The 15,215-nt window shown below is 71.8% G+C and carries 10 protein-coding genes and 1 pseudogene; 6 read left to right on the forward strand and 5 right to left on the reverse strand.

Annotated features, from left to right (window positions below; all coding sequences use genetic code 11):
* Nucleotides 1-10: 10 nt before the first annotated feature.
* The 4 genes and pseudogenes from M3Q35_RS00005 to serB all read left to right on the forward strand — a co-directional run bounded on the left by M3Q35_RS00005 (nt 11) and on the right by serB (nt 4,988).
* Complete coding sequence (locus M3Q35_RS00005; RefSeq protein WP_273939434.1) at nt 11-676, forward strand: condensation domain-containing protein; 666 nt, start codon at nt 11-13, stop codon at nt 674-676.
* Nucleotides 673-2,647, forward strand: a pseudogene (locus tag M3Q35_RS48720) (prolyl oligopeptidase family serine peptidase). Before M3Q35_RS00005 ends, M3Q35_RS48720 begins: the two are co-directional and overlap by 4 nt.
* 15 nt (nt 2,648-2,662) lie before the next feature.
* Nucleotides 2,663-3,988: an MFS transporter gene (locus M3Q35_RS00015; protein ID WP_273939435.1), complete on the forward strand. Its 1,326-nt coding sequence runs from the start codon at nt 2,663-2,665 to the stop codon at nt 3,986-3,988.
* Nucleotides 3,989-4,010: 22 nt separating this feature from the next.
* Nucleotides 4,011-4,988: a phosphoserine phosphatase SerB gene (gene serB, locus M3Q35_RS00020; protein WP_273939428.1), complete on the forward strand. Its 978-nt coding sequence runs from the start codon at nt 4,011-4,013 to the stop codon at nt 4,986-4,988.
* On the opposite strand, the gene M3Q35_RS00025 is transcribed toward serB, so the two are convergent.
* Both M3Q35_RS00025 and M3Q35_RS00030 read right to left on the reverse strand, forming a co-directional pair.
* On the reverse strand, nt 4,907-5,581 hold the full coding sequence (locus M3Q35_RS00025) for a methyltransferase family protein (RefSeq protein ID WP_273939429.1): 675 nt from the start codon (nt 5,579-5,581) through the stop codon (nt 4,907-4,909). The genes serB and M3Q35_RS00025 overlap by 82 nt on opposite strands.
* A complete protein-coding gene (locus M3Q35_RS00030; protein ID WP_273939430.1) occupies nt 5,578-6,771 on the reverse strand; it encodes a cytochrome P450 family protein in 1,194 nt (397 codons plus the stop codon). Before M3Q35_RS00030 ends, M3Q35_RS00025 begins: the two co-directional genes overlap by 4 nt.
* Nucleotides 6,772-6,884: 113 nt before the next feature.
* On the opposite strand from M3Q35_RS00030, the gene M3Q35_RS00035 reads away from it, so the two are divergent.
* On the forward strand, nt 6,885-7,553 hold the full coding sequence (locus M3Q35_RS00035) for a class I SAM-dependent methyltransferase (RefSeq protein ID WP_273939431.1): 669 nt from the start codon (nt 6,885-6,887) through the stop codon (nt 7,551-7,553).
* 50 nt (nt 7,554-7,603) lie between these two features.
* On the opposite strand, the gene M3Q35_RS00040 is transcribed toward M3Q35_RS00035, so the two are convergent.
* Genes M3Q35_RS00040 through M3Q35_RS00050 form a run of 3 tightly spaced genes read right to left on the reverse strand, consistent with a single transcriptional unit; the run spans nt 7,604 to nt 11,097 of the window.
* Nucleotides 7,604-8,443, reverse strand: coding sequence for a VOC family protein (locus M3Q35_RS00040; protein ID WP_273939432.1), 840 nt, complete (start codon nt 8,441-8,443; stop codon nt 7,604-7,606).
* Nucleotides 8,416-9,912: an amino acid adenylation domain-containing protein gene (locus M3Q35_RS00045; RefSeq protein WP_273939436.1), complete on the reverse strand. Its 1,497-nt coding sequence runs from the start codon at nt 9,910-9,912 to the stop codon at nt 8,416-8,418. Before M3Q35_RS00045 ends, M3Q35_RS00040 begins: the two co-directional genes overlap by 28 nt.
* Nucleotides 9,913-11,097: an NAD(P)/FAD-dependent oxidoreductase gene (locus M3Q35_RS00050; protein WP_273939437.1), complete on the reverse strand. Its 1,185-nt coding sequence runs from the start codon at nt 11,095-11,097 to the stop codon at nt 9,913-9,915.
* A gap of 158 nt (nt 11,098-11,255) precedes the next feature.
* Between M3Q35_RS00050 and M3Q35_RS00055 the strand changes: the two genes are divergently transcribed.
* On the forward strand, nt 11,256-15,215 hold the full coding sequence (locus M3Q35_RS00055; protein ID WP_273939438.1) for a non-ribosomal peptide synthetase: 3,960 nt from the start codon (nt 11,256-11,258) through the stop codon (nt 15,213-15,215).

Here is a 15,215-nt window from a genome sequence, read left to right on the forward strand (position 1 = left end):
GTCGGGCATCGTGACGGCCGCGTTCGCCGAGGTGCTGCGGGCGTGGAGCTCGTCGCCGCAGTTCACCGTGAACCTGATGTGCTTCCCACGGATTCCGCTGCACCACGACGTGTCGTCGGTGCTCGGCGAGTTCAGCACCTCGGTGCTGGTCGCGGTGGATCCGGTCGGTGACAGCTTCGCCGAGCGCGCGCTGTCGTTGCAGCGCCGCATCGCCGAGGACGTGGAACACGCCCAGTACAGCGGATTCCGGGCGATCCGCGAGCACGTCGGCGCCGGTCGCGAGCCGCGCCCCGTGTTCCCGGTCGTGCTCACCGACCTGCTCGACCAGCCGCTGCGCCGCTGCCGTACCGCGCTCGGCACCGTGGTGCACACCTCGGCCAGCACCCCGCAGGTGCTGCTGGACCTCCAGATGTCCGAAGTGGACGGTGCGCTGACCGTGGCGCTGCACTCGGTGGACGCCGCCTATCCGGCGGGCATGGCCGTGGACATGACGGCCGCGCTGCGCCTGCTGCTGGACCGACTCGTTGACGACGCCGACTGCTGGCGCATGCGGGGACAGATGGTTCTCGCGCCCAACCCCGCTATGCGCGGCGCCCAAGCCCCCGTCACGGGCGACAGTGCTCCCATCGCCCGTGACGGGGCCCAATCCAGCTCGTCGACCAGGAGCGCGCAATGACCAACACAGCACCGCACGGCGCGTGGCAGTCCCCGCTCAGCGCGGAGGACGTGGCCCGCGCGGGTGGCGAGCCCCGCTGGCTGATGGAGCAGTGGGTGACGGTCGTGGACGACGCTGTCTGGTGGGCGGAGCTGCGGCCCACTGAGGGCGGCCGGTCCGCGGTGGTGCGGTGGACTCCCGACGGCGGCACCGAGGAGATGCTGCCGACCGGGTGGAACGCGCGCAACCGGCTGCACGAGATGGGATCCCGGCCGTTCGCGGTCGACGCGGACGGGGAGCGGTTCGTCTTCACCAACTGGGACGACCACCGGCTCTACCTGAAGGAGCCGGGCAGCGACCCGGCGCCGCTCACCCCGCTGCCCGAGGTGCCGGCGTCGCTGCGCTACTCCGACGCGATCTTCCACGGCGACGAGGTGTGGTGCCTGCGCGAGGCCATCACCGGCCCGCGCGGCACGGACACCTGGCGCGAGCTGATCGCGGTCCCGTTGGACGGCAGCGGTGACGTCCGCGTGCTGGCGCACTCGCACCGGTTCATGCACGGCCCGCGCGTCTCGCCGGACGGCCGGCACCTGGCCTGGCTGGGCTGGGACCACCCGGCAATGCCCTGGGACGGCACGGAGTTGTGCGTCGCCACCGTGAACGAGAACGGCGTCGTCGGCTCGCACCGAGTGCTGGCCGGCGGCCCGAAGGAGGCTATCTGCCAGCTGTGGTGGACGGGTGACGACGCGCTGACCGTGCTGTCCGACCCTGACGGGTGGTGGAATCCGTACCGCGTCGGCCTCGACGGCACCCAGACTCCACTGTGGACCGGCGAGCAGGAGATGGGCGGCCCGCTGTGGCGGCCCGGCCTGAGCTGGGGTGCGCCGCTGGCCGACGGCCGGATCGGCCTGATCTCGGTGGCGTGGCGGGAACGCGACGGCCGCCAGATCAACGCCGCCGGCCTGGTCGTCCTCGACCCGGCCACCGGCGAGCTGACCCGGATCGACTCCCCGCACGGCGTGGGCCGGCCTGGCCGCGTCCGGCACGACGTTCGCCGCGGTCGCCGCCGGCCCCGACGACCAGCCGACCGTGGTTCGGGTCGACGCCGACAGCGGGGAGATCACGCCACTGACGCCGCCGCGGTACACGCCGCTGCCGCCCGAGTGGCGGCCGCAGTCCTGGCACCGCCGGTTCCCGGCCGAGGACGGCAGCGACATCCACGCCGTCGTCTACCTGCCGCGCAACCCCGACTACGCCGCGCCAGAAGGCGAACTCCCGCCGCTGCTGGTGACCGTCCACGGTGGACCGACGGGGCGGGCGATCGACGCGCTCGACCCGGAGATCACGTTCTTCACCTCCCGCGGCATCGCGGTGGTGCAGGTCAACCACGGCGGCTCGGTCGGCCTCGGCCGGGCCTACCGGGAGCGCCTGCGCGGCCAGTGGGGCGTGATCGACGTGCAGGACTGCGTGATCGTCGCGACCACATTGGCCGACGAGGGCCTGGTCGACCGGGACCGGCTGGTGATCCGCGGCGGCTCGGCCGGCGGCTGGACCACCTGCCAGTCACTGACCACAGTGGACACCTACCGGTGCGGCACCTCGTACTACCCGGTGGTCGACCCGCTCGGCTGGGCCACCGGCGACACCCACGACCTGGAATCCCACTACCTGTACAGCATGCTCGGCCCGCTGCCCGAGGCCGAACCGCTCTACCACGAGCGGTCGCCGATCGCCAACGCGCACCGGCTCACCGCCCCGCTGCTGATGCTGGAGGAGGAGGACGTGATCTGCCCGCCGGAGCCGTGCGAGCGGATGATGGCCGCGATCAAGGGCCGCGACATCTTGCACGCCTACCTGACCTTCCCCGGCGAGCAGCACGTGTTCCGCCGCTCCGAGTCGGTGCGCCGGGCGCTGGAGTCCGAACTTTCCTTCTACGGCCAGATCCTCGGCTTCGACCCGGTCGGTGTGCCGCGGCTCGAGCTCACCACCTGACGTCAGGAGTCGGCGATGACCACCACCCCCCTGCCCACCGCCAGACACCGGCGCACCGTGCTCGCCGCGGTGTTCGGCAACCTGATCGAGCAGTTCGACTGGCTGGCGTTCGGGCTGTTCGCGCCGATGTTCGCCGGACAGTTCTTCCCGTCGGCGGACCCGGTCAGCTCGCTGCTGAGCACGTTCGCGGTGTTCGCCGCGGGCATGTTCTGCCGGCCCGTCGGCGGCATCCTGCTGGCCCGGTTCGCCGACCGCCGCGGCCGCAAACCCGCGCTGATGCTGGCCATCGTGCTGATGACCGGCGGGTCGCTGCTGATCGGGCTGTCACCGACCTACGCGCAGATCGGGGTGGCCGCGCCGCTGCTGCTGGCGGTGGCCCGGATCGCCCAGGGCATCTCCGCGGGCGGCGAGTGGCCGTCCGCGGTGACGTTCCTGATGGAACTGGCGCCGAAGAACCGCAGGTGCCGGTACGGCAGCTTCTTCGCCATCACGGGCGCGGGCGGCGTGATGATCGCCTCGCTGCTCGGCGCGGTGCTCAGCGGCGTGCTCGGCTCGTCGGCGATGGCCGCGTACGGCTGGCGGGCGCCGTTCCTGCTCGGCGGCGTGTTCGGCCTGCTGCTCCTGGTGCTGCGCAGCCGGATCGGCGAGAGCGCGGTGTTCGAGCGTGACGTCCGGGCCGAGCGGACCCGCGGCTCGCTGTCGGCCCTGCTGCGCGGGCACTGGCGGTCGGTGCTGCTGACCGTGGTGTTCGTGGCCGGCACGACCGTGGTCAGCAGCATCTGGACCGCGGTGGTGCCGGCGATGGGCCAGCGGATCGCGCCGGCCGGCGAGGTCTACTGGGTGGTCGTCGTCTGCACGCTCGCGTCCATGGCCGTCCAGATCCCGATCGGCATGCTCGGCGACCGCTTCGGCGTGCACCCGCTGCTGGCCGTGTTCGGCGCCGGCTGCGCGGTGCTGGGACCGTTCGCCTATCTCGGCATCGGCCCCAGCCCGGTCAACCTGTTGTTCTCGTACGGCAGCGGGATCTTGTTCATCACGTTCCTCACCGCGGCCATGCCGACGGTGATGGCGGCGATGTACCCGGCGCGGCTGCGCACGATCGGCATCGGCCTGCCGCACAGCGTCACCACGGCCCTGTTCGGCGGCGTCACGCCCTGGCTCGCGACCTATCTCGCGGGCCGGGGGGCGTCCGGCTGGTTCATCGCCGGCGCGGTGGTGACCGTGCTGGCGGCGTGGGGCGCGGCGATCGTGGCCGTGCGGCGGGCGTCTCGCCCGCGGGCCGAGGACGGCGGCGCCAGACCGATCGGCACCACGGTCACCACCTACGACACCGCGGCGTGACCCGACTGCCAGGAGGCAGCAGATGGAGGCCCTGACAGCGGCGCTGGAACCGGCGCTGGCCGCAGTGGGACAGCAGCCGGCCGGACACGCGATCACCGTGATCCGGCCGGTGGTCAGCGCCGAGCTGCTCGGCGCGGTGCTGCACCGGCTGTCCACGGTCACGTCGATGGTCACCTCGGTGCGCACGATGGCGACCCATCCCTGCACCGCACTGGAGTTCACGGTGCGGCTGGACAGCCCCGCCGGCAACGCCGAGGCCGTCCTGCGCGCCGCGCTGTCCGAGATCGGCGCTCGCTGCCGGGCGGACATCGCGGTGCGCCGCACGAGCATGCGCCACCGGCTCGTGGTGTTCGACGTGGATTCCACGCTCATCCGCGGCGAGGCGATCGACGTGCTCGCCGCGCACGTCGGCAAGGGCAGCGAGGTCCGGCGGGTCACCGACCAGACGATGCGGGGAGAGGTGGACTTCGCCACCTCCCTGCGGTCGCGGGTCTCGGTGCTCGCCGGACTGCCCATGGACGTCGTCGACCGCGCCGGGCGTGACCTGGAGCTCACGCCCGGCGCGCTGGTCGCCGTACGGTCGTTGCAGGCGCGGGGGATCCGGGTCGGCGCGGTGTCCGGCGGCCTGACGCCGATCGTGTCCCGGTTGGCCGAGCGGCTCGGCCTGGACTTCTTCCTGGCCAACATGCCCGAGGTGGTCGACGGCCGGCTGACCGGCGGCCTGACCGGCCGGATCGTCGACAGCGCCGGAAAGGCGGCCGCGCTGAACCACTTCGCGGCCGCCGAGGGGATTTCTCCGCGGGAGTGCGTGGCGGTCGGCGACGGCGCGAACGACATCGGCATGATCTCCGCCGCCGGGCTGGGCATCGCGTTCAACGCCAAGCCGGTCGTCCGCGCCGCCGCCGACGCCGTGCTGTCCTACCCGCGGCTCGACCTGGTGCTGCCGCTGCTCGGGATCCCGGTCCCGTGCGCGGTCGTCGACTCGCCGCTGGTGGCGTGACGGGTGCGGCCCAGCCCGGGCACGAACCGCCCGACCCGCGCGGTGTAGTGCCGGTAGGCGACACCGTGGACCTGGCGCAGGTTCGGCTCCTCGATGAGCCGGACCTGCGTTTCCACGCCCAGCACCAGCACGGCGAACAGGGCCACCGACAGCACGCTCGGCGCCATCAGCACGAAACCGATCACGGTCAGCAGCACCGAGCTGAAGATGGGGTTGCGCACCAGCGAGTACGGGCCACCGGTGACCAGCGACGTCTGCTCGGAGTGCTGCACCCCGATGCGCCACGAGTCGCCCAGCGCCAACTGCGACACCAGGCTCACCAGGATCCCGACCAGCACGACCACCAGGCCGGCCACCCGCAGCCCGGAGACGTCGGCCAGCAGCGGCAGTCCGAACAGCGCCCAAGCCGGCCCGAGCACGCCGCCGACGTGGCCGCCGACGAGCAGCAGACTGGACCACCACTCGGCGGAGCCGCGCTGCCCGCCGAAGCCGCGCAGCCCGGTGTCGCCGGTGCGCCGGTGCTGGATGATCGCCCGCAGGGCGATGCCCTGGGCGAGCCAGAGCACGTAGAGGACGAGAGCGAGCACGGTCATGGCAGCATCTCCTTGTAGGTCACGGGAAGTTCATGCAGGTGGTGCACGATGAAGCTCGGCTTCCACCGCAGCTGCGACACCGGCGTCGACAGCGTCAGGTCGGTGAACCGGGCCAGCAGCCGGCCGACCGCCAGCTGACCCTCCAGGCGCGCCAGCTGCGCGCCGACGCAGTAGTGCATGCCGAAGCCGAACGACACGTGGTGGTTGTCGGACCGTCCGATGTGGACGGTGTGCGGGTCGCGGAACCGGGCCTCGTCGAGGTTGGCGGCCGGCAGCGACACCGCGATGTGCTCGCCGGCGGCGATGTGCACGCCGCCGATGGTCAGCGGCTCGGCGGCGAACCGGTACGTGATGGTGGAGACCGGACTGTCCACCCGCAGCGCCTCCTCGACGGCCGCCGGCACGAGCGTGGGGTCCGCGTACAGGTCGGCCAGCGCGTCCGGGTGGGTGAGGATGAGCAGCAGCGTGTTGGCGATCAGGTTGACGGTGGTCTCGAAGCCGGCGTTGAGCAGCAGGAAGCTGTTGGACCGCACCTCGATGTCGGTCAGGCGGTCGTCGTTGTCCTGCGCCGCAAGGAGTCCGGAGATCAGATCCGACCCGGGGCGCCGGCGACGGTCGGCGATCAGCTCGGTGAAGTACCGGTCGAACCACTGCCCGGTCTGGATGAGGTCGCCGGGTTCGGTGCTGGCGTTCACCCCGATCAGCACGTCCGCGTGGCCGAGGAACTCGGGGCGGTCGCCGGCCGGGATGCCCAGCAGCTCGCAGATCACCGCGGCCGGCAGCGGCTGCGCGAGTTCGGCCACCAGGTCCGCCTCCGAGCGGCCGGACAGCTCGTCCAGCAGCTCGTCCACGAGCTCGCTGATCCGTGGCCGCAGCAGCTCCACGCGGCGCGGCGTGAAGGCCTTCACCACCAGACGGCGCAGTCGGGTGTGGTCGGGCGGGTCGGCGAACAGCATGTGCCGGCTGAGCACGAAATCGTCGCCGGCCAGGCCGAAGTAGCCGCGCAGCTCGGGTGCGGCGTGCTCGACCGAGCGGAGCACCCGTGGGTCCGACAGCGCGGCGCGCACCTCGTGGTAGCCGGTGACCAGCCAGGACGGCATGCCGTCCGGCAGGGTGATCCGGTGCACCGGGCCGGGGTCACCCAGCTCGGCGGTGAGCGCGCGGGCATCCGAGAACAGTTCCGTGCGCATGGAGCATCACCTCCTGGTGTTTTCGCAGATCGTGGCCATTCGCGGTTATCACGGGGTTACCGTCGCTGGTTGTTTTTTCGGGTGTCAACGCCGTTGTCGAATAGAATCGAGTCATGACGGAAACCATCGAGCCGGCGGCCGTCCTGCACGGCGACGCCGCGATCTACACACGTTCGGTGCTGGCCATCTACGACCCGATCGCACTCGGCGTGATGTGCCCGCTGGTCTGGAAGTGCTCGCCGCGGGTGATGCTGTCGTTCTACAACCGCAATGTGCGCGGCCGGCACCTCGATATCGGCCCCGGCACGGGGATCTTCCTCGACCGCTGCGCGTTCCCGGTGCCGAACCCGTCGGTCGTGGTCGCCGACCTCAATCAGAACGTGCTCGACACCGTGCGCGAGCGCATCGCCCGCTACCACCCGGAGACGCTGGTTCGCGACGCGCTGCTGCCGCTCGACCTGGGCGAACGGCGGTTCGAGTCGGTCGGCCTGCTCAGCGTGCTGCACTGCCTGCCCGGCACGATGGCCGACAAGGCCGTCGTGTTCGACAACGTGCGCGGGCACGTCGAGCCGGGCGGCCGGATCTTCGGCGGCACGGTGCTCGGCGACGGCCCTAACCACACCCGCCTCATGCGCTGGATGATCGGGAAGTACAACCAGGCCGGCAGTTTCGCCAATGACGGCGACCGGTTGGCCCAGCTGCACACGGAACTGGGTCGGCGTTTCGACGACTATCGAATCTACCTGCACGGTGCGATGGCGTTCTTCGAAATCCAGCTCTGATGCTCGACGTGTGGTTCCTGCCGGAGCGGGAACCACACGTCGAGTGCCTTTCAGTCCGTCGGCACGAAACTGATACGCGCGTTCAGCGTGCGATCAGGATCGAGCAGTATTTCCCCGTCGATGCCGGTCTTCGACAATTCGACTCCCCGCGCCCTGGCCGATTCCGCCGCCGCGTCCACGTCGGCGACGGCCAGCGCGACCCCGAACAGCCCGGGCCGGATCGCGGCGCCGGGTCCGATGAGCCGGACCACGGTGCCGTCGGCCAGCCGCCAGCTCGCGGTGGCGACGTCCAGCACCGGGTCGACGCCCCGCACGGCCGGCGGCTCCCCGAACAGCGTGGTGTAGCGGCGGATCCCCGCGGCGATGTCGGCCACGGCGACGTCGGCCCGGGACAGGCCGGTGATCGTGTAGCCGAGGTCGTCCGGATGCGGATCGGCCTGTGGCGGGTGCGTGTACGAGATCAGCGACGGCAGCAGGCCGGCGGCGAACTCCTCGCCGTAGCCGCCGAGGGAGAAGCCGCGGATGGAGCCGTCCGGGCGGACCGCGTGCCCGCTGATCGGCGGGTCAAGGGCCAGACCGGCCGCGTTGAGCTCCTCGACGGTGCCGACCAGGTCGTCGACCCCGAGCACGAACGCCAGCCAGCCGCCGCCCTCACCGCTCACCTCGATGATCCGCCGCCCCACCGGCAGCCCGCCGGCCACCGCGCGGTCGTGATCGGTGATCATCTCCAGGTACAGCCCGGGAATGTGCACGACCTTGTTCGCGGTGCCGAAGTCCGGGTGCACCCCGCCGCGCACGGCGTGCAGGCCGAGCGCGCCGGCCAGGCCGGCGACCGCGGTGTCCAGGTCGGCGACCGCCAGCATCACATGGTCGATTCCGGTGATCGGCACGTGTCCTCCTCTGGTAGCCCGCGGCGGTCGATCTTGCCGCCGCTGGTCGTCGGCAGCTCCGTCACGATCCACGCGGACGGCAGCATGAAGGCCGGCAGCGCACGGGCCAGCACCGCCCGCAATGCCGTGGTGTGCGGGGGATTCGCCGGCTCCGGCTCGACGTAGGCGACCAGCCGCCGCCCGCCGTCGCCGTCCTCCCGCGCGATCACCGCGCACCGGCGGACCCCGGGCTGCGCGGCCAGCACGCTCTCCACCTCGCCCGGATACACGCGGTGGCCCATGATCTTGACCTCGTCGTCGGCGCGGCCGACGACCTCGATCGTGCCGTCCGGCCAGCGGCGGGCGTGGTCGCCGGTCCGGTACAGCACCGGGTGCGGGTCGTCGGTGATCGGGTTGGGCAGGAACGTCGCGGCCGTCGCGTCGGCCCGGTTGAGGTAGCCCTGCGAGAGCCCGGCCCCCGAGACGTACAGCTCGCCGACGACTCCCGGCCCCACCACCGCCATACTGCCGTCCAGCACGTACGCGCGGACGTTGGGCACCGGGCGCCCGACCGGCACGGTCGGCCCACCGGCCAACCCGGTGAGGTCGCACGTGGCGACGACGTTGGCCTCGGTCGAGCCGTACACGTTCAGCACGCGGAACGGCAGCCCGGCCGGGGGCCAGTCGCGCAGCAGCTCGCCGGCCACGCGCATCGACCGCAGCGCACAGTCACGAGGCCATGGCAGCGCCCACAGTCGTTCGGCCATCGCGGTGAGTTGCAGCGTGTGCGTGATCCGCCGGTCGATCAGCCAGTCCCGCAACGCTTCCGGCGACGAGGCCGTGAGCTGGTCCGGGATCACGACCGTGCCGCCCGCGGCCAGCACCGGGAAGAAGTCCATTTCCACCAGGCCGAAACCCGGCCCGCACAGCCAGGTGCCGCGGCTGCCCGGTTCGATGCCGCACTGCTCGACGAGCACCCGCACGGTGTTGCTGAACGCCCGGTGCCGCAACAGAACCGCTTTCGGCACGCCGGTCGAGCCGGACGTGAAGGCGATGTGGCTGACCTCCTCGCCGGTGACCTCGGGCGACATCGCCACCGTGTCCGTCCACTCCGGAACGTCGGTGAGCACGACGGTCCGGTGCGTCCCGAAGCGCTCCAGCAGCGCCTGCCGCGTGACCACCGCGGTCACCGCGCACTCGTCGAGCGCGAAACCGATGCGCGCCGCCGGGTGCTCCGGGTCGAGCAGCACCACGGCGGCGCCGAGCTTGAACACGGCCAGCTGCGCCACCACGCTGTCCGGGCTGCGTTCCAACAGCACGGCGACCCGGTCACCCCGGCCGACGCCGTGCGCGCCGAGGCACCCGGCGAGCCGGCTGGCGTCGGCCTCCAGCTCACGGAAGGTGAGCTCGGTCCGGTCGCCGGACACCGCGACGGCGTCCGGCCGGTGCAGGGCGTGCTCGGCGATCAGCTCGTGGACGGGGGTCTCCATTCACGCCGCCGGATGCGCGAGCAGTTCGTGGTTGTAGAAGTCCTCCGCCGACAACACGCCGGCCGCGGCGGCGAAGTAGCGCTCGGTCAGCTCCTCGCTGTCCTGCACCCGGCGCAGCACGGCCAGCCGGTCCTCGTCCACGGTCAGCTTGGCCACCGCGACCGTGGCGCGGTAGTTGTCCTCCAGCAGCATGTCCCGGCGCTGGGCGTAGCGGCGCAGCGCGAGATCCAGCGGCAGGCCGGTGTCCGGGTCGCCGACACAGTCGGCCAGCAGCTCGGCCTGGATGAAGGCGTCCGTGATGCCCCGTGCGGTCAGGGAGTCCTTGTGGTGGCCGGCATCGCCGACCAGCGCCCAGCCGCGGCCGGCGGCCGTGCGCAGATAGTTGAGCTGGTCCCCGGTGCCGTACATGCGGTCGTCGCGGTCCGCGCCGGCCAGCCGCTCGTACAGCTGCGGCGCCGTCCGGCGGATGTTGTCCAGGTACGCGCTGGTGGCGTCGGCCCGGATCCGGCCGAACTCGTGCTGGCGGAAGTAGGCGGCCACCAGGACCTGGTCGTTGTTGGTCGGGATGACCCCGATCCAGTGCCCGACCCGTTGGTACTGCTCGAATCCGGCCGGCACCCCGCTCCAGTACGTGTAGTAGGCGCAGGACAGCTTGGGGTGCGTCGAGTACTCCTGTGCGCCGGCCAGACGGGCCACCGCCGAGCGCATGCCGTCGGCCCCGACCACCAGCCGGCACGACTCCGTCCGCACCGCGCCCCGCTCGTCCCGGAACCGCACGCCGGTCACCCGGCCGTCCTCTGTGGACAGACCCAGCAGGGTGCAGCTGGTGCGGACCTCGGCGCCGGCCTTGGCCGCCGCGTCGGCCAGGATCTGGTCCAGCAGGTGGCGACGCGGCCCGTACGCGGCGCGGTTGCCGCCGACCTCGGGGCCGCGGCCGTGCAGCCGGACGTCGCCGACCTGGTACAGCGGCCGGTCCAGCGGCGGGCAGCCGGTGTCGATCACCTCGTCCAGCACGTCCCAGTCGGCCAGCCGGGCCACCCCCGGCTGGTGGATGTAGAGCGTGGACAGCTTGTCGCTGGGAAAACGGGCTCGTTCCAGTACCAGTACCCGGTGCCCCTGCCGAGCCAGCAGCATGGCCGTGCTGGCCCCGGCGCACCGCGCGCCGACCACGATCGCGTCGTACATCCGGCTTCCCCCTCACAGTGGCGCTGGCCTACCAGCCTGCTGTCCGGGGTTCAGCCGCGGTTACGCCACGCACGGGAACCAACTCATAACCGCTGGTGGTTAGCGTCGTGACCACGAGAGTCCACACAGGACGCTTTTGGGGGATGGAGGCACCTGACGTGAGCGACAACGACACCACGGACCGCATCGCCGCACTGTCGGCGCAGCGCCGCGAGCTGCTGGCCGCGATGCGGCGCAGCCGCCGTCAGGAGCGCATGCGCCCGATCGGGCCGAGGCCGGCCGACTTCGGGGGACCGGTGCCGCTCTCGTACGCGCAGCGGCGGCTGTGGTTCGTGCACCAGCTCGGTGAGGGCAGCGTCGCCTACAGCGCGCCGGTCGTGTACCGGATCCGCGGCCCGCTGGACGTGCCCGCGCTGGAGTTCGCGCTGCGCACGCTGATCGAGCGGCACGAGCCGCTGCGCACGGTGTTCCCCGAGGTCGACGGCGAGCCCGTGTCGGCGGTCAAGGAGATCGCCGGCCCGGTGCTGCGGGTGGAGCACGCCGGTGCGCGTACCGCCGACGAGCTGCTACAGGCCGAGGTGGAGACGCCGTTCGACCTGGTCGACGGGCCGCTGATCCGCACGCTGCTGGTCACCGTGGATCCCGAGACCCACGTGCTGATGCTGAACATCCACCACATCGCCTCCGACCAGTGGTCGATGGGCGTGCTGGTGCGGGAGCTGTCGGAGGCCTATGCGGCGCACCGCGGCGGCCGGGCGCCGGCGCTGGCCGAGCTGGCGGTGAGTTATTCGGACTACGCGGTGTGGCAGCGGACGCGGATGTCCTCGCCGGAGACCGAGGAGCACCTTCGGTTCTGGACCGAGGAACTGGACGGCCTGACCGCCCTCGACCTGCCGTCGGACCGGCCCCGGCCGCCGCTGCCGTCCAACCGTGGCGCGGAGACTTCGCTGTGGCTGAAGCCGAACGTGCTGGACGGGCTGCGCGAGGTCGGCGCGGGCGAAGGCGCGTCGCCGTTCATGACCCTGCTGTCGGCGTTCACGGCGTTGCTGTCCCGCTACACCGGTGAGCACGACATCGCCGTCGGAACCACGGTGGCCGGCCGGGAGACCGAGGAAGTCGCCGGCCTGATCGGGTTTTTCGTCAACACGCTCGTGCTGCGCGTCGACCTGGCGGGGGACCCGTCGCTGCGCGAACTGCTCCGCCGCGTGCGAACCAGCGTGCTGGCCGGGCATGCACACCAGGAGCTGCCGTTCGACCTGTTGGTGGAGCAGCTCAGGCCGATCCGCGACCCCAGCCGGCCGCCGCTGGTGTCGGTGATGTTCCAGCAGGACAACACCCCGGACTGTGCGCTACAGCTGGCCGGCGTCGAGGTGACCCTGGCCGACGACTTCACGGTAGGCACCGCGAAGTACGACCTCCTCGTCAGCGTTCGGGTGTGGGACCAGGCCGCGCGCGTGCACGTGCAGTACAACACCGACCTGTTCGACGAGGAGACCGTGGGCCGGATCCTCGACTGCTACCAGCAGCTGATCGAGTCGGCGGTCACCGAGCCGGACACACCGGTGGCCCGGCTGCGCATGCTGCCGGCGGCCGAGGAGACCACGGTCGTCGACCGGTGGAACGACACCACCCGCGACCTGCCGTTCGACCAGGGCCTGCACCAGCTCTTCGAGCACCAGGCCGCGATCCAACCCTCGGCGGTGGCGGTGGTCGCGGGCGGCCGCGAGCACACGTTCGCCGAGGTTGACGAGCGAGCCAACCAACTCGCGCACCACCTGGTGGCGCTGGGTGTGTCGCCGGGCTCGATCGTCGCCGTGCAGCTGCCACCGGGCATCGACTATGTGGTCAGCGTGTTGGCCGTGCTGAAGGCCGGCGGCGCCTTCCTTCCGGTCGATCCCGAGTACCCGACCGCGCGGATCGAGTTCGTGCTCCGGGATTCCGGCGCGGACGTCGTGATCAGCCCGGAGGTGCCGGGCCTGGCCGCCGACCGCCCACGCACCCCGGTCGGCTCGTCGTTCGGGCCGGACAACCCCTGCTACGTGATCTACACCTCCGGCTCGACCGGCACGCCGAAAGCCGTCCTGGTACGGCATCGGGGCGCGGTGAACAACCTCTGCGACCTCAACACGCGCTACGGCGTCGGGGCCGGGGACAGCGTGCTGGCGTTGTCCCCCACCAGCTTCGACATGTCGGTCTACGAGCTGCTCGGCGTCACCGGCGCCGGCGGCACGGTCATCCTGCCCGAGCCGGAGCTGCTGCGCGATCCGGCGCACTGGGCCGAACTTCTCGTCGACCACGGCGTGACGGTGTGGAACTCCGCGCCCGCGGTCCTCGAACTGCTGCTGGATCACCTTGAGCAGTCCATCGACGGGCAGCCGGACACCTTGCGGGTGGCTCTGCTGGGCGGGGACTGGATTCCGGTGTCGATGCCGGACCGGCTGCGGGCCGTCGCGCCCGAGGTGAGGTTCGTCAGCCTCGGCGGCGCGACCGAGGCGTCCATCCACTCGATCGTCTACGAGGTCGACGAAGTCGATCCGCGGTGGACCGCCATCCCGTACGGGACCCCGCTGGCCAACCAGCAGGTGTTCATCCTCGACGACACCCTCCAACCGGTGCCGGTCGGCGTGTCGGGCGAGCTGTTCCTCGGCGGCATCGGCCTGGCCGCCGGCTACCTCAACCGGGCGGAGCTGACCGCGCAGAAGTTCCTCGGATGGCGCGGCCGGACCGTCTACCGGACCGGCGACCTCGCCCGATGGCGGACCGATGGCGTCATCGAGCTGTTGGGCCGCAAGGACTTCATGGTGAAGATCAACGGCGTCCGGATCGAGCTCGGCGAGGTCGAGTCGGCGTTGCGGGCCCACCCCGGCATCGCCGACGCGGTCGCGCTGGCCCGCACCGACGACCTCGGCGACCGGCAGCTGGCCGGCTTCGTCGTCGGCCACGGCAGCGTGGACACCGACGAGCTGCGGGCGTTCGTCGAGGACCGGCTGCCGGCGGCGATGGTGCCGGCACAGCTGGTCGTGCTGGACGCATTTCCCTTGAACGACAACGGAAAGGTCGACCGAAAGGCGCTGACCGGGGTGGTCGGCCGCCCGTCGGTCGTGGTCAGCGAGCCGCCGCGCGGCCCGCTGGAGGAGCAGATCGCGCAGGCGTGGCATCGGATTCTCGGCCTGCCGGAGTGCAACCGCACCGACGACTTCTTCGCGCTGGGCGGCGATTCGTTCAAGGCGGTCCGGCTGGCCCGGGCGCTGGGGGTGCGGCTGCCGGTCGTCGAGGTGTTCCGCAACCCGACGATCGCCGCGCTGGCTGCGCATCTGGCCGGCGGCGTCGTCGACCACGGGCTGATCCAGCGGCTCACCCCCGAGCGCCCGACGGCGTCCGTCGCACTGGTCTGCGTTCCCTACGGTGGCGGCAACGCGATCGCGTACCAGCCGCTGGCCGACCGGCTCGGCGAGCAGTTCTCCCTGTGGTCGCTGGACCTTCCCGGCCACGACCTGTCCGACCCGTCGGACCTGGAGCCGGTGCCGGACATCGCCGTGCGCTGCGCGCGGCAGATCCGTGAGGCGATCACCACACCGGTCGCGCTGTACGGCCAGTGCGCCGGCACGGCGGCGACGATCGAGCTGGCCCGTCGGCTGGAGGACATCGGCGTGCCGGTGCTCGGCGTGTTCCTCGGCGCGGCCATGCCCGACCTCGACCCCCAGCGCTCGTGGCGCATGGTGAACGAGGGCACCGAGTCGCAGCTGTTCGACCACATGCGCCGACTGGGCGGCTTCGACGGCGCCCTGAGCGATGACGACATCAACGACATCCTCCGCGTGGTCCGGCACGATCTCGCCGAGGCCGTCCAGTTCTACCTGCGGGAGCAGGAAAACCCCGGTCGTGCGCTGTCCTGCCCGGTGCACAGCGTCGTCGGCGACGGCGATCCGGCGACCGAGGGCTACACCGGCCGCTACCGGGACTGGGAGCGGTACGGCGCCGGCGTCAGCCTGTCGGTGGTGCACGGTGGCGGCCACTACTTCAGCAAGCACCAGCCCACCGCGGTCGCCGACATCGTGACGCGCCGGCTGTTCGGGCCGGCCGCGCTGGGCGCCGTGTTCGAGAGCCGGGAGGACTGA

It is taken from the genome of Kutzneria chonburiensis (assembly GCF_028622115.1).
GTDB lineage: Bacteria > Actinomycetota > Actinomycetes > Mycobacteriales > Pseudonocardiaceae > Kutzneria > Kutzneria chonburiensis.

Coding starts and splice junctions, on each gene's coding strand:
- M3Q35_RS00015 (WP_273939435.1), top strand. CDS start 2,663: ATGACCACCACCCCCCTGCCCACCGCCAGACACCGGCGCACCGTGCTC.
- serB (WP_273939428.1), top strand. CDS start 4,011: ATGGAGGCCCTGACAGCGGCGCTGGAACCGGCGCTGGCCGCAGTGGGA.
- M3Q35_RS00025 (WP_273939429.1), bottom strand. CDS start 5,581: ATGACCGTGCTCGCTCTCGTCCTCTACGTGCTCTGGCTCGCCCAGGGC.
- M3Q35_RS00030 (WP_273939430.1), bottom strand. CDS start 6,771: ATGCGCACGGAACTGTTCTCGGATGCCCGCGCGCTCACCGCCGAGCTG.
- M3Q35_RS00035 (WP_273939431.1), top strand. CDS start 6,885: ATGACGGAAACCATCGAGCCGGCGGCCGTCCTGCACGGCGACGCCGCG.
- M3Q35_RS00045 (WP_273939436.1), bottom strand. CDS start 9,912: ATGGAGACCCCCGTCCACGAGCTGATCGCCGAGCACGCCCTGCACCGG.
- M3Q35_RS00050 (WP_273939437.1), bottom strand. CDS start 11,097: ATGTACGACGCGATCGTGGTCGGCGCGCGGTGCGCCGGGGCCAGCACG.